General features: G+C 32.9%; 13 protein-coding genes and 1 riboswitch. Of the genes, 12 read left to right on the forward strand and 1 reads right to left on the reverse strand.

Annotation, left to right across the window (positions count from 1 at the left end):
• Positions 1-25: 25 nt before the first annotated feature.
• Positions 26-2,143 carry a M3 family metallopeptidase gene (locus ACNFIH_RS09610; RefSeq protein WP_426486441.1) on the reverse strand — a complete coding sequence of 706 codons (2,118 nt, stop codon included), beginning with the start codon at positions 2,141-2,143 and terminating at the stop codon, positions 26-28.
• Positions 2,144-2,389: 246 nt separating this feature from the next.
• Between ACNFIH_RS09610 and ACNFIH_RS09615 the strand changes: the two genes are divergently transcribed.
• The 12 genes from ACNFIH_RS09615 (at position 2,390) to ACNFIH_RS09670 (ending at position 14,364) form a co-directional block, all read left to right on the forward strand.
• Complete coding sequence (locus ACNFIH_RS09615) at positions 2,390-6,052, forward strand: TraB/GumN family protein (RefSeq protein WP_426486442.1); 3,663 nt, start codon at positions 2,390-2,392, stop codon at positions 6,050-6,052.
• A 57-nt stretch (positions 6,053-6,109) separates the two neighbouring features.
• Entirely contained in the window at positions 6,110-6,772 is a 663-nt protein-coding gene (locus ACNFIH_RS09620; RefSeq protein ID WP_426486443.1) for a queuosine precursor transporter, read from the forward strand.
• Between the two features lie 107 nt (positions 6,773-6,879).
• Positions 6,880-7,464: a hypothetical protein gene (locus ACNFIH_RS09625; RefSeq protein WP_426486444.1), complete on the forward strand. Its 585-nt coding sequence runs from the start codon at positions 6,880-6,882 to the stop codon at positions 7,462-7,464.
• Between the two features lie 160 nt (positions 7,465-7,624).
• The gene (locus ACNFIH_RS09630) at positions 7,625-8,065 is read left to right on the forward strand and encodes a lipocalin family protein (protein ID WP_426486445.1); all 441 of its coding nucleotides are present in this window, start codon (positions 7,625-7,627) and stop codon (positions 8,063-8,065) included.
• A 71-nt stretch (positions 8,066-8,136) separates the two neighbouring features.
• Positions 8,137-8,700: a DNA-3-methyladenine glycosylase I gene (locus ACNFIH_RS09635; RefSeq protein ID WP_426486446.1), complete on the forward strand. Its 564-nt coding sequence runs from the start codon at positions 8,137-8,139 to the stop codon at positions 8,698-8,700.
• A 100-nt stretch (positions 8,701-8,800) separates the two neighbouring features.
• A riboswitch (TPP riboswitch) is annotated at positions 8,801-8,898 on the forward strand.
• 65 nt (positions 8,899-8,963) lie between these two features.
• Positions 8,964-9,170 carry a sulfur carrier protein ThiS gene (gene thiS / locus ACNFIH_RS09640; RefSeq protein WP_426486447.1) on the forward strand — a complete coding sequence of 69 codons (207 nt, stop codon included), beginning with the start codon at positions 8,964-8,966 and terminating at the stop codon, positions 9,168-9,170.
• Positions 9,171-9,267: 97 nt separating this feature from the next.
• Positions 9,268-11,091, forward strand: coding sequence for a phosphomethylpyrimidine synthase ThiC (gene thiC, locus ACNFIH_RS09645; RefSeq protein WP_426486448.1), 1,824 nt, complete (start codon positions 9,268-9,270; stop codon positions 11,089-11,091).
• A 33-nt stretch (positions 11,092-11,124) separates the two neighbouring features.
• The gene (locus tag ACNFIH_RS09650; RefSeq protein ID WP_426486449.1) at positions 11,125-11,727 is read left to right on the forward strand and encodes a thiamine phosphate synthase; all 603 of its coding nucleotides are present in this window, start codon (positions 11,125-11,127) and stop codon (positions 11,725-11,727) included.
• A complete protein-coding gene (locus ACNFIH_RS09655) occupies positions 11,694-12,449 on the forward strand; it encodes a hydroxymethylpyrimidine/phosphomethylpyrimidine kinase (RefSeq protein WP_426486450.1) in 756 nt (251 codons plus the stop codon). Before ACNFIH_RS09650 ends, ACNFIH_RS09655 begins: the two co-directional genes overlap by 34 nt.
• On the forward strand, positions 12,439-13,077 hold the full coding sequence (locus tag ACNFIH_RS09660; RefSeq protein ID WP_426486451.1) for a thiamine phosphate synthase: 639 nt from the start codon (positions 12,439-12,441) through the stop codon (positions 13,075-13,077). The genes ACNFIH_RS09655 and ACNFIH_RS09660 overlap by 11 nt, the downstream gene beginning before the upstream one ends.
• Positions 13,058-13,834: a thiazole synthase gene (locus ACNFIH_RS09665; RefSeq protein WP_426486452.1), complete on the forward strand. Its 777-nt coding sequence runs from the start codon at positions 13,058-13,060 to the stop codon at positions 13,832-13,834. The genes ACNFIH_RS09660 and ACNFIH_RS09665 overlap by 20 nt, the downstream gene beginning before the upstream one ends.
• Before the next feature lie 152 nt (positions 13,835-13,986).
• Positions 13,987-14,364, forward strand: coding sequence for a GxxExxY protein (locus ACNFIH_RS09670; RefSeq protein WP_426486453.1), 378 nt, complete (start codon positions 13,987-13,989; stop codon positions 14,362-14,364).
• Positions 14,365-14,393: the final 29 nt, after the last annotated feature.

Consider the following 14,393-nt stretch of genomic DNA (forward strand, 5'->3'; position numbering starts at 1 on the left):
TCTTGATTTTATAAATAATTCCGAATTATTTTTTACTCTTAATTGGGAAGTTTCTTGCACGCATCAAAGCATCTGATTTCGGAGCTCTTCCTCTGAAGTTTTCATACGCTTTCTCCTGATCAATAGTGTTTCCTACACTAAATACAGTATCATAAAGTCTTTTTGCAACAGCTTTATCGTAAGCACCTTTTCCTTCTGTAAAAGCTTCCCACGCATCTGCATTGATAACATCAGCCCATAAATAACTGTAATATCCTGCAGCATATCCATCGCTTGAGAAAATATGTCCAAATTGTGGAATACGGTGACGCATTACAATTTCTGAAGGCATATGAAGCGCATCTAACGTTTCTTTTTCAAATTTATGTGGATCAATAGGCTGTGTAGCCAAATGAAGCTTCATATCAACTAAAGAACTAGAAATCGTTTCAACTGTAGAAAAGCCTTCTCCAAAGTTCGCCGCTTTTTCTATTCTGTCAACTAAAGCCTGAGGCAATGGCTGGTTTGTTTTATAATGCACAGCAAATTTGTTCAACACTTCTGGAGTTGCCAACCAGTGCTCTAATAATTGAGATGGGAACTCAACATAATCTCTTGCAACAGCTGTTCCTGCTAAACTTGGGTATGTTACATTTGAACATAATCCGTGAAGTGCATGACCAAATTCATGGAATAAAGTCGAAGCATCTTCCCAAGAAATTAAAATTGGCTCATTTGGAGCACCTTTAACAAAATTACAGTTATTAGAAACAATTGTAAGTACATCTTTATCAAGTTTCTGTTGATCGCGGTAAGCATTCATCCAAGCTCCAGAACGTTTTCCTGCGCGAGCATAAGGATCAAAATACCATAAACCTACAACTTTACCCGTTACTTTATTGCTTACTTCCCAAACACGTACATCTGGGTGATAAACTGGAACATTTGTAATTTGTTTGAAGCTTAAATTGAATAATTCTCCAGCAACCCAAAACATACCTTCACGTAAATTCTCTAATTGAAGATATGGTTTCACTTCGTTTTGATCTAAATCGTATTTTGCTTTTCTAACTTTTTCAGCATAAAAACGGTAATCCCAAGGCTGGATTTTAAAATTTCCTCCTTCAGCATCAACGATTTTTTGCATTTCAGCAACATCTTTATGAACTTGCTCAACAGCTGGCTCCCAAACTGATTCCATTAAAGCCAAAGTCTTTTTAGGATCTTTTGCCATTTTGTTAGACAAACTCCAATCAGCAAATGTTGGATAACCTAATAGTTTTGCTTTTTGAGTACGCAACTGTAAAATAGAAACAAGTGTTGCATTATTGTCATTTTCGTTTCCGTTATCTCCTCGTTTCACAAAAATATCAAATGCTTTTTCTCTTAAATCTCTGCGAGTTGAAAAAGTCAAAAATGGCTCAATTGAAGAACGTGTATTTGCAATACAACCTAAAACATCTAATTTTCTTTCTTTTGCTTCAGCTATAGCTGCATTTTTAACTTCTTGTGGCAAACCATCAAAATCGCTTTCTGTTTTTAAAGCTACGTATTGATTGTGCTCTTCTGCTAATAAATTTTGGCTAAAACGTGTAAAAAGTGTTGCCAATTCTTTATTTATTCCTGCAACTTTAGCTTTATCAGCCTCGTTTAACTGAGCGCCCTGACGTACAAAATTGGTGTAATACAACCAAATTAAACGTTGTTGCTCACCTGTAAGTTTGCTTTTTTCTTTTGAATTATAAACCGTTTCTATTCTGGTAAATAATTTTTTGTTTTGATTGATTTTATCTGAAAATTCAGAAAATTTAGGTGACAATTCTCTATCAATTGCACTAAATTCAGGGCTACTTAAGTTTGATCTGTAAATCCCATAAACAGTCAGAATTCGTTCAATTGTCCCTCCCGAACGCTCTAAAGCAACAATAGTATTTTCGAAAGTAGCTGGTTTTGGATTATTCGCAATAACATCTATTTCGTTTAATTTTTCCTGAATAGCAAATTGAATTGCTGGTTTAAAGTCGGAAACTTTGTACTCATTGAAGGCAGGAACTCCTCCGTAAGGACCTGACCAAGGTTTTAGCAACGGATTATCAGAATTGCTTTGTGCGGAAGCCGCAAAAAAAGTTGTACTCATGATAAAAATTGACATTAATTTTTTCATTCTCGTTAATTTGATTATAAATAATAGAAACTTGTTCTTCTCCAAAAATACCTAAAATTTACCAATCACAAACTATTCACAGAATGTTAAAAAAAATGATTTCTTCTAAAACACCTTTAATCTGGAAAAGCATTCGGGGTTGTTCAGAAAATCCTTTATAAAAAAAACGTATAAAAACGGGAAACCGTAAACATCCGAGTCTATTCTGTTTTATATTTGTTTACCAAAACCTTTAATCGTTTTCTCTTGAAAAAATTACTTTATATCTCATTATTAATAACTTCAGTTATTCAGGCACAAAATAAAAGTCTTTTTTGGGAAATATCCGGCAACGGTTTAACCAAAAATTCTTATTTGTACGGAACCATGCATGTCAATGAAAAAGTATCTTTTCATTTGTCAGATTCTTTCTTCAAAAATCTTTTAGGATCAGATATCGTGGCAAACGAAAGCAATCCGGAAACCTGGGGAGAACTGAACGGTTTAATGAAAAATGATGACTATAATTTCTCACCAAGTTTTTATTCGGAGTTTTATTTGTTTCCTGCAAGCAAAGAAAATATTAAGACTCTTTTTGTAAACGATAATGCGAAATATTTCAAAAACATGTTGTCAGGAGCCGAAGGAGATCAGGCTGATTTTCAGGAAAACACCGTTCTTGACATGTTTATTTTTCAGACCGGAAAAAAATACAAAAAGAAAATCGCCGGACTTGAAGACGCAAAACAATCTATGCTTTCTATACTTAATATAATGGATGAAGATGCTGTTGCGAAAGACGAAAACAAGACAGCTTTATTGAAAATTTTAAAAAACAGAAACCCAACAGAAGTACTCAAAGAATATTATAGGGAAAAAGATATTGTTATGCTCGACTCTATTTATAAACTTATGTTTTCTAAAAAGGCGCATGATGCTCTTATTGTAAATCGCAATAAAGTAATGACCAAAAGTATTGATTCTATTGCAAAAACCGGGAGTTTATTCTCTGCTGTAGGCGCAGCGCATCTTGGTGGAAACGAAGGCATTATTGCACTTTTAAGACAAAAGGGTTATACTGTAAAACCTATAATTGACACTTTTACTGAAAGTGGAAAAAATCAGAAAAAGACAATTGAAGCGTATTTTCCAAATCCAAATTTCAGCGTTACAACTACAAAAGACAAAATGCTGCAATTGCCTTTGTATAAAACAACTATTGACGAAAATGAAAATTTAGGTTCGCCAGATTTTACAAATGGCGGCGCCATTACAATCAAAAGAATTCCGTTAAATTATTTTTTGAAAAAAAATGATATTCCGTACCATATAAAATCTTTAGACAGTTTATTTTTCGAAAACATAGCCGGTGATATTATTGAGAAAAAATATTTTGAACAAAATAATTACGCTGGTTATGACATAAAAAATGTGACCAAAACAGGAAATAGTCAGCATTCTAAATTCTTTGTTACGCCTCTTGAAATTATTTCGGTTTCAATGACGGGTCCTGCAAATTATGTTCGTCAATATGAAAATGAAGTTTTTGAAAACATCAAAATAAAGTCTTTTAAAAATGAATGGGAAATAATAAAACCATTAAAAGGCGGATTTGAAGCTGAAATTCCTTCCTTCAATTTTGTCTTTGGAAACAATACTGAAAAGGCTATCGATATTAATATTCAGGCTTTTGACAATCAAGAAAAAGGATATTATTTTTTAAGAGAAAAAACCTTAAATGATATTGAAACTTTAGAAAATTCAGAGTATGAACAACGACAAATTCATTATGAATTTTATTTACAACAAGATCAGGATTCGACAAATGTTCAGTATAATAAAACAGAAAACTCTTTGGTTTCTTCCTCAAAAATAGGAAACAGAAATATGAGGCTAAAAACGGTAATTGCCGGAAATAAATATTATTTACTTGGAACCGTAAATGCATCCGAAGAAAATACAAATCGATTTTTTAAATCGTTTTCAATTTCGCCTTTTGTCTATTCGTCAAAATCAAAAATCTATGTTGATTCAATTGCGAACTACAAAATAGAAATTCCGGAAAAAGAAAACGAAAACTTGTTTTTAAATCTTAATCCTGATAAAAAAACACGAAAAAACACTTTTAATTCGTCTATAAAATTTCAGCATTTTAATTCTGAAACGGGTCAGAAAATTATTCTGAAATATTATAAATATCCAAAATATGAGCGTAATCTGCCTATTGATTCCATTCAGAATAAATTCAGAAAAGAATTTTTAAAACAAGATTATGAAGATTTCACTGAAACCTATTTTGACGATGAAAATTTCACTGATAATCTGACTTCTTTATTGAGTGCTGAAGTTTATACAAAAAATGGTTTTTCAGCATCGCTTTGGAACAAAATGCTTTTGAACAAAAAAGACAATTATGAGTTTATAACTGAAAATACAACTTATAACAAAGAGGATAAAAGCTATATTATAAACGCAACAGTTTCTAAACCAAATGCCGCTCAAGCCATAAAATATAAAGTTTTATACAAGGACAATACAACGTATTTGTTGAGCACTCTTGTGGGCAAAAATTATAAAAATGAAGATGCTTTTATTGAAAAAACTTTTAATTCACTCTCTTTTGTAAAAAACAATCAAACTGAAAGCAGTGAGGATAAAGTGAAACTTTTTATTGAAGATGCAAAAAGCAAAAGCGATACAATTCGTTACTCGGCTTTAAAATCAATAAACACGCTGGATGTTTCAGAAAATGATTTTGAAAGTCTGACCAATTTCATCGATACTTTCAGTTTTAAAGAAAATGAAACTGACGCCATTACTACTCTTTTAGAAAAAATAGGCGGAATGAAAGACGAAAGAGTTATTTCGTATTTGGTAAATTATTACAAAAAAGAAGCCGTTAAAACAGATATTCAAATTAGTATTCTAAAAGCGCTTTCGAATCAAAAATCAAAAACGGCTTACAAAAAAATAAATGAATTGTTCGATTACGATTTGCCAATTCCGGATAATCAATACGCGATTGCAAACTTGTTTTCGGCATTTGAAGAAGATTCAGAAAACAGCAAAGAATTGTTTCCTAATGTTTTTCAGTATTACAGCATTAAGGAATATCACAATCCTGTAATAACTTTTTGCAACTCGCTTTTTGAACAAAAATTAATCTCGGTTAAAAAATTAAAAGCGTTTAAAAAATTAATTCTGACCAATACAAAACTAGAATACAAAAGAGTCGCAAGTTGGAATCAGAAAAATAAAGCAAAACAAAACAATGATAATCTGGAAGCAACAGCAGTTTATTTTGATACTAATGAATCTCTGGCTGATTTGCTTACTTATACAACTTTAATCTACAATTATCCTGAAGAGAAACCAGTTAAAGATATTTTGGACAAAATCAGAAAGCTTGATATTCTGGAATTGAATATTGAATTGGCCCGATTAGGAATTGTAAACAACAAACTAAATTCAACAGAAATTGAAAGCTTCTTAAAAGACCCAAAAATACAATTTGCTACAATTAATCTTTTATTAAATCAGAATAAAAAAGAACTGATTCATTTTTCGGATGAAGAAATTTCAAAAGCTGCCGCAATTAATCTTCTGAACCTTTATGAAAAAGACAGCATTTCATTGATGAAAAAGAAAATAATTGAGAAAGATGGTCACGAGATTTCACTTTTCTATTACAAAGTAAAAGCAAAAGATCTGGAAAAAAACCAGCTGTACACAATTGGTTTTATAAACGAAAACGGAAAAATAAATCCGCTTGCTTTCAATATAATCGATTCAAAACAACTTAATGACGAAGAAGATTTAGAAAAGAAATACGATTTAATAGCCACAGAATATTTAAACAAAGAGCATTTGAGATCGAGTTTTGAAAAACAAAAGATCGAAGATGAGAATATTCTTGATGTAGAATATTAATTTATTATAAGCTTAAAATAATTAACTTTGAAAAAACAGATTTTATAATAAGCTTATATGTTTAAAACCAAAAAAGAAATTGTCTTTGTAATTCTGGCAGGTATATTTATAACAAATGCAGTCGTAGCCGAATTAATTGGCGGAAAACTCATTCAGATTGGTCCTTTTGTAATGAGCATCGGGATTTTACCCTGGCCAGTTGTCTTTTTAACAACCGATTTGATAAATGAATATTTTGGTGAAAAAGGAGTAAAAAAACTCTCCTTTATTACGGCCTGTTTGATTGCTTATGCTTTTCTAATTTTGTTTATGGCTATTGTAATTCCGGCTGCAAAAGGAATAAGTCCTGTAAATGATGAACAATTTCAAGCTGTTTTTGGTCAAAGTATGTGGATTATTGTTGGAAGTTTGATTGCTTTTATGGCATCTCAATTAATTGATGTCTGGATTTTTTGGTTTTTCAAAAGACGCACAGGCGAAAGAAAAATATGGCTCAGAACAACAGGATCAACAGTAATTTCGCAATTATTTGATTCGTTTATTGTTCTTGGAATTGCATTTTGGCTACCTGGAAAAATCAATTTTGATACCTTTATATCTTCTGCTTTAATTGGATATACTTTTAAATTATCGATTGCCATATTGCTGACACCTTTAATATATGCCGGACATCATTTGATTAAAAAATATTTAGACGAAGATCCTCATCATCAAGAATAAAAAATAATCGGGTTATGAAAAATGTTAGCTTACTTATTTTATTCGTATTAACATGTTTCTTTTTTAGTTGTGGCCGTGACGAAAAAAAGCCACCTAAAAAAATAATCATGCCCGTCAATATGCTGAAACCAGCTCCTGTTAAAACTGGTGTAAAAATAGCATCAAAAAATATCAAGGCACCGCAGGAAATTGGAACGAAAAAAACTGCTGCAAATCAAAAAACTTTTGCTGTAAAAAACACCATTGCCATAACTCCAGCTCTTACTCTTGAAAGTAAGCCCAAAAATGCAAATATTGATATCAAAAAAGAAGCAAACGACAAATTGCTGAATTTCGTTAATATCAGAAAGATTCTCAACAACTGTAAAACGGGGCAAACAATGACGCAAGAACAGCTCACACAAAACTTTGAAATTCCTGAAGAAGCAGTTAAACTAGTTAAAAGCGTTACGAAAACTGCTGAAAATGAGTTATCCGTGAAATGGAAGTCAACTTGGCTTGTCGAAAAAGTATCAGATGCCGAACTTGAAGACGGCAAAATGAAAGTGAAATTCAAAGCTAATAAAATGTATATGTCCGGCAATGCTATCGGTATTAAATACAATCGAAAAATCTATACTAATTTAGTAATTGTTGGTCGTTCGGCATATATTCCGAGCGTAAAAGGATACAGCTGGCAAATAGGGCGATAAGCAGATTTTCTTAATACATCCATTAGATAGTAAAACGTAAAAAATAATAATTAATCATCGATATCATAATTAAAAATAAGAAAAAACTTACAATTTTATTGTTTTAACAAGTAAATACTTTGTATTTTTACAACTTGTTTAACAATAAATTTTTAATAAAATGAAAAAATTAGCTTTTTTATTTGTTTCAGTTGGTTTACTACTATCATCATGCAGTAGTAATGATAATGATGAAAATAACCCTGAAGCAAAAGCATCAATCGTTGGTAAATGGGAACTTACAAAAGGAGGAAACATTTTAAATGGCAATCAACTTCTCTTACCTATTACTCCACAAGGCGGATGTAGCAATAACCAAATTGAATTTTTAGAAAATGGAAATTACAAAGAACTACAATATGAATATACTAATTCAAAATGTAAAGAATATAATAATGATGGGACATGGTCAAAATCAGATAATACCTTAAAAACTAAAGACATATTAAACAATGAAGTTACTTATGAGATATTGAAGTTAGACGAAACAACTTTAAGACTAAAAATCACTAAAGGAAATGACAATGCCATTTATGCTTTAACCGAGTTTACAAGAAAGTAAATTATTACTAATTAAATTAAGTCTCACTTCATTTTGAAATGAGGCTTTTTTTATACCTTTAAAATAAAAAGATGGAAAACAAAATTCGATGCAGCTGGTGTACTTCCAGTGATTTATATAAAAAATACCATGACGAAGAATGGGGCGTTCCAGTTTATGATGACCCTACTCTATTTGAATTTTTAATTCTTGAAACTTTTCAAGCCGGTTTAAGCTGGATTACGATTTTGAACAAAAGAGAAAATTTTAGAGCTGCTTTCGATTATTTCGATTATAAAAAAGTAGCCCAATATTCTGAAGACAAAATCGAAGAATTGATGCAGAATACCGGAATTATCCGAAACAAACTAAAAATTAAAGCTGCAGTTTCAAATGCTCATGCCTTTATGAAAGTACAGGAAGAATTTGGCACTTTCTCTGATTATATCTGGAAATATACAGATGGAAAACCCATTATAAACAATTTAAAAACTTCAAAAGAAGCGCCAGCCACTACTCCACTTTCAGATGAAATCAGTAAAGATTTGAAAAAAAGAGGCTTTAAATTTGTCGGTTCAACTGTAATATATGCGCACATGCAAGCCACCGGAATGGTCAATGATCATGCGGAAGATTGCTGGACAAGAACGAAATAAAAAGCCACAGTTTTCAGTCTTAGTTTTTAGTTTTTCGAAAACTTGAAACCTGAAACTTGAAACTTTTTTAACCAAACAAACAAAAAATTACTACATTTGCTTCACACTTTAGGGGTGTCTACAACATTGTAGGCTGAGATTTTACCCTCTGAACCTGATCTAGTTCATACTAGCGTAGGGAAAAGTAAGATGACTTCTTGAACGTATTTATATGCGTCATTGTAGCCATTCCTAAAGTATAACTATATACTAAACTAGAAGGAATGGAACTAAAAATCAATCAACAAACCAAACAATTCAATGCTGAATCGCTAAGCGTTCAATCATTGCTCGATCTCGAAATTCCGCATAAACAAAACGGAATTGCTGTTGCTATCAACAATACCGTTGTTCCAAAAACCAAATGGAACGAATTCCTCGTACAAGAAACTGACGAGATTTTGATTATTTCTGCTACTCAAGGCGGGTGAAATTTAAATTCTAAATCCAATTACATACTAGACGTAGACGCACTGCTGTGCGCCTCTACAATAACTCATAATCCATAACTCATAACTTCTTTTTCCTATGACAAACGAAGAACAAATATCCAGAACCCCATTTCCGAATTCTAAAAAAGTATATATCGACGGAGAAATTCATCCAATAAAAGTGGCGATGCGTGAGATTCATCTTAGTGATACTAAACTTTCAAACGGTGGAATCGAAAAAAATCCTCCTGTAACAGTTTATGATACTTCTGGTCCTTACACCGATCCAAATATTGAAATTGATATTCGAAAAGGTTTGCCACGCTTACGCGAAAGCTGGATTCTTAACCGAAATGATGTTGAAATTTTAAACGAAATAACTTCAGATTACGGTCAAAGCCGATTGAAGGACGAAAGTCTGAATCATCTTCGTTTTGAATATTTACATCAGCCAAAAAGAGCTAAAAAAGGTGCAAACGTAACGCAATTATACTACGCAAAACAAGGAATTATTACTCCCGAAATGGAATATATTGCGATTCGTGAAAACCAGAGAATTGAACTTTTAAACGAACAAACCAAAGCCATGCAATGCCAACACAACGGTCATAGTTTTGGAGCTAATACACCAAAAAGCAAAATTACTCCAGAATTTGTTCGTTCTGAAGTTGCCTGCGGAAGAGCCATAATTCCAAACAACATCAACCACCCAGAAAGTGAACCGATGATTGTGGGAAGAAACTTTTTAGTAAAAATCAATGCTAATATTGGAAACAGCGCCGTGACTTCGAGCATTGAAGAAGAAGTTGAAAAAGCTGTTTGGGCTTGCCGCTGGGGCGCTGATACAATTATGGATTTATCTACCGGAAAAAACATTCATGAAACCAGAGAATGGATTATCAGAAATTCTCCGGTTCCAATTGGTACGGTTCCAATTTATCAGGCTTTAGAAAAAGTAAAAGGAATTGCTGAAGATTTAACTTGGGAAATTTTCCGTGATACATTAATCGAACAGGCTGAACAAGGCGTTTCGTACTTTACAATTCATGCTGGAGTTTTACTTCGTTATATTCATTTAACCGCCAATCGCGTTACGGGAATCGTTTCTCGTGGCGGATCGATTATGGCAAAATGGTGTTTATTTCATCATAAAGAAAACTTCCTGTATACGCATTTTGAAGAAATCTGCGAAATCATGAAGCAATATGATGTTGCATTTTCTCTTGGAGATGGCTTGCGTCCGGGTTCGATTGCAGATGCGAATGACGCAGCACAATTTGCCGAATTAGAAACGTTAGGCGAATTGACAAAAATTGCCTGGAAACATGATGTTCAGGTTTTTATTGAAGGTCCGGGCCACGTGCCAATGCACATGATTAAAGAAAACATGGACAAACAATTAGAACATTGCCATGAAGCGCCATTTTATACTTTAGGCCCTTTAACTACTGATATTGCACCAGGTTACGACCACATTACTTCAGCAATTGGCGCCGCTATGATTGGTTGGTACGGTTGTGCGATGTTGTGTTATGTAACTCCAAAAGAGCATCTTGGTTTACCAAACAAAAAAGACGTTAAAGACGGTGTAATCACCTATAAAATTTCTGCCCATGCTGCAGACTTGGCTAAAGGTCATCCCGGAGCACAATATCGCGATAATGCTTTGAGCAAAGCCCGTTTTGAATTCCGTTGGGAAGACCAGTTTAATTTGGCTTTAGATCCAGATACAGCTCGAGAATTCCATGATGAAACACTTCCGGCAGACGGTGCAAAAGTGGCGCATTTTTGTTCGATGTGCGGACCAAAATTCTGTTCTATGAAAATATCTCAGGAAATCAGAGATGTCGCGGCGGCTGAAAAAGGAATGCAGGAGAAATCAGAGGAATTTATTGAGCAAGGGAAAGAGATTTACATCTAAGAGAAAATAGATCCAAGAAGAAAGAGAAAAGATATGATTGTAATCTCTAATCCTTTTGCTGTCGCAGATGAAATCAGAATAATTCATTCTTTATTTGAAGAAGGATTATCGATGCTTCATATTCGGAAACCTGATTTTTCTGAATTGGAAATGGCGGATTTTATTTGTCAGATAAAATTGGAATTTCAGGCAAATTTGGTTTTACACAATCATCATCATTTAGCTGAAGATTTTGGTATTAATCGCTTTCATTTTTCTGAAAAAGAAAGAAAAAGCAATTTTGATCATCCTGCAAGGTTTTCAAAACCTTGTAGGTATAATTCAACATCAACACATTCTATTGAAGATTTTAATTCATTAGAAAGCAATTTTCATTATGCCTTCTTAAGTCCTGTTTTTAAAAGTATTTCGAAGGAAAATTATCATCCGAAAAAAGATCTATTCGAAGAAATAAAATCAAGAACAAATCACAAAACAAAAGTTGTCGCTTTAGGCGGAATTAATTCAGAAAACATTCAGGAAACTTTGGAAAAAGGTTTTGATGATGTCGCTCTTTTGGGAAGTATTTGGAATAACAAAAATCCATTAAATCAATTCAAATTATGTCAGCAAATCGCCCAATCGTACTCGCTATAGCAGGTTTTGATCCTTCGGGAGGCGCTGGTGTTTTAGCCGATGCCAAAACTTTTGAAATGCATCAGGTCACTGGATTTGCAATTACAACGGCAAATACCATTCAGACCGAAAATAAATTTTATGAGATTCAATGGACAAACTTAAGTTTCGTGATTCGCTCTCTTGAAACACTTTTCTTAAGTTATAAAATTGAAGTGGTAAAAATTGGAATTGTTCCAACTGTTCATTATTTAAACCGAATTCTTTCGACCATAAAACTTTTATCTCCGTCAACAAAAATTGTTTGGGATCCGGTTTTAAAATCGACTACCGAATTTGAGTTTATGACAATTGAAGATCATTTGAACTTAGACAAGGTTTTGTCCAAAATTGATTTGATAACGCCAAATTACAATGAAATCGAAATAATGTTTCCTAATTTTTTCATAAACAAAATTTGGCAACAAAATAAAATCCCAACTTCCATTTTATTAAAAGGCGGACACTCTACTTCAGAACCTGGTACAGATCGTCTTTTTCTAAAAAATAAAATAATTGATTTATTGCCCTCTGAAAAAAAATGCTTTGAAAAACACGGTTCCGGCTGTGTTTTATCTGCATCAATCGCCTCAAATCTTGCGTTAGGACAAACTTTGCCTGAAGCTTGTCACAATGCCAAAACCTACATAGAAAAATATCTAAGTTCAACCTCAACCTTAATAGGATATCACTATGTACAATAAACTGCAATACATTTCACAAGGAAATACAATCGAAGAACAATTGTATAATATTCATCAGGCGCTTGATGCCGGCTGTGACTGGATACAAATGCGATTTAAAAATCAGACCGCTAAAGATACTTTTGCCCTTGCAGAAGCTGTAAAATTTTTATGCGAAGAATATCTGGCGAATTTTATTGTAAATGATGATTTACATCTTGCCGAACTAATTGCGGCAGATGGAGTACATCTTGGTTTAACTGATATGAAAATTGATGAAGCCAGAGCTATTTTAGGAAACACAAAAATTATTGGCGGAACGGCAAATACGTTTGAAAACATTCAAAACCATGCAAAAAATGGCGCTGATTACATTGGTTTAGGCCCTTTCCGATTTACAAATACAAAAGAAAAATTAAGTCCGATTTTAGGTTTGTCAGGGTATTTTGAGATTCTCCAAAAAATGAAGAAAAATAAAATCACAATTCCTGTTTTTGCAATTGGCGGAATTACTTTAAAAGACATAAATCCGTTGATGGAAACCGGAATTTACGGTATTGCTGTTTCTGGGCTTATCACAGAAAATGATGAAAAGGAAAAATTAATTCAACAATTAAACGAAAAATTATATGCAAAAGTCATTGTTTAATATTGGTGATAAAACCTTCAAATCCCGCTTATTTATAGGAACGGGAAAATTTGGTTCAAATGAAGAGATGGAAAAAGCCATTTTAGCCTCAGAAAGTGAATTGGTCACAGTCGCTTTAAAACGCATCGATCTGGAAACCAATACTGATGCTATTTTATCGCATTTAAAACATCCAAATATTAATTTATTACCAAATACTTCGGGCGCAAGAAATGCGAAGGAAGCTGTTTTTGCGGCGCAATTAGCTCGTGAAGCATTAGAAACAAATTGGGTAAAACTAGAAATTCATCCTGATCCAAAATATTTAATGCCAGATCCAATTGAAACTTTAAAAGCAACAGAAGAATTGGCTAAACTTGGTTTTATTGTCCTTCCATACATTCACGCTGATCCTGTTTTGTGTAAACATTTAGAAAGTGCTGGAACTGCTGCAGTAATGCCTTTGGGTTCCCCAATTGGAAGCAATAAAGGTTTAAAAACTATGGATTTTTTAGAAATTATAATCGAGCAAAGTACAGTTCCGGTTATTGTTGACGCTGGAATTGGAGCTCCGTCCGACGCCGCAAAAGCAATGGAAATTGGTGCCGATGCTGTTTTGGTAAATACTGCTATTGCGGTTGCCGGAAATCCAAGTTTAATGGCTGAAGCATTTAGGGAAGCTGTCATTGCAGGAAGAAAAGCTTTTGAAGCTAAAGTAGGCAATCAACAGAATTATGCTGTGGGTTCTAGCCCGCTAACATCATTTTTGTATGAATAATTTTTAATCTCTCGCAGATTTTGCAGATTGAACAGATTTATTTGAATTAAAATGCGCAAAAAAAATCAATCCAATCTGCAAAATCCGCAAAAGAATATCTTATAAAAAGTAAGTATTTTCGTTAATTTTGATTTGAAATCAAAATCGCTATTATGTCAGAAAATGAAATTTCATATAAAGTTAGAGGAGCAATTTTTAAAGTTTATAACAATCTAGGTCCTGGACTATTAGAATCTGTTTATGAAAGTGCCCTTTTTTATCAATTAAAAAAAGATGGATTAGCAGTAATTAAACAAATTGATTTACCCGTGAAGTACGATGACATTTACTTAGATATAACTTTCAGACTGGATATTTTAGTAGAAGACAAAGTAATTATAGAATTAAAATCAGTAGAGGAGATAAAATCTATTCACTTTAAACAATTAAATACTTATTTAAAATTGACTAACAAAAAACTTGGATTGTTGGTCAATTTCAACTGTTCTAATATTCTTGAAAATATCCATCGCGTAGTTAATAAAATTTAATCTGTATGATCTGCAAAATCTGCGGGAAA

The organism is Flavobacterium sp. 2, assembly GCF_049949195.1.
Classification (GTDB): domain Bacteria; phylum Bacteroidota; class Bacteroidia; order Flavobacteriales; family Flavobacteriaceae; genus Flavobacterium.

Excerpts from the sequence above, each read along its gene's own strand:
- ACNFIH_RS09635 (WP_426486446.1), top strand. The coding sequence starts at position 8,137 with ATGGAAAACAAAATTCGATGCAGCTGGTGTACTTCCAGTGATTTATAT.
- ACNFIH_RS09660 (WP_426486451.1), top strand. The coding sequence starts at position 12,439 with ATGTACAATAAACTGCAATACATTTCACAAGGAAATACAATCGAAGAA.
- ACNFIH_RS09665 (WP_426486452.1), top strand. The coding sequence starts at position 13,058 with ATGCAAAAGTCATTGTTTAATATTGGTGATAAAACCTTCAAATCCCGC.
- ACNFIH_RS09620 (WP_426486443.1), top strand. The coding sequence starts at position 6,110 with ATGTTTAAAACCAAAAAAGAAATTGTCTTTGTAATTCTGGCAGGTATA.
- ACNFIH_RS09610 (WP_426486441.1), bottom strand. The coding sequence starts at position 2,143 with ATGAAAAAATTAATGTCAATTTTTATCATGAGTACAACTTTTTTTGCG.
- ACNFIH_RS09650 (WP_426486449.1), top strand. The coding sequence starts at position 11,125 with ATGATTGTAATCTCTAATCCTTTTGCTGTCGCAGATGAAATCAGAATA.
- ACNFIH_RS09655 (WP_426486450.1), top strand. The coding sequence starts at position 11,694 with ATGTCAGCAAATCGCCCAATCGTACTCGCTATAGCAGGTTTTGATCCT.
- ACNFIH_RS09630 (WP_426486445.1), top strand. The coding sequence starts at position 7,625 with ATGAAAAAATTAGCTTTTTTATTTGTTTCAGTTGGTTTACTACTATCA.
- ACNFIH_RS09670 (WP_426486453.1), top strand. The coding sequence starts at position 13,987 with ATGTCAGAAAATGAAATTTCATATAAAGTTAGAGGAGCAATTTTTAAA.
- thiS (WP_426486447.1), top strand. The coding sequence starts at position 8,964 with ATGGAACTAAAAATCAATCAACAAACCAAACAATTCAATGCTGAATCG.
- ACNFIH_RS09625 (WP_426486444.1), top strand. The coding sequence starts at position 6,880 with ATGCCCGTCAATATGCTGAAACCAGCTCCTGTTAAAACTGGTGTAAAA.
- thiC (WP_426486448.1), top strand. The coding sequence starts at position 9,268 with ATGACAAACGAAGAACAAATATCCAGAACCCCATTTCCGAATTCTAAA.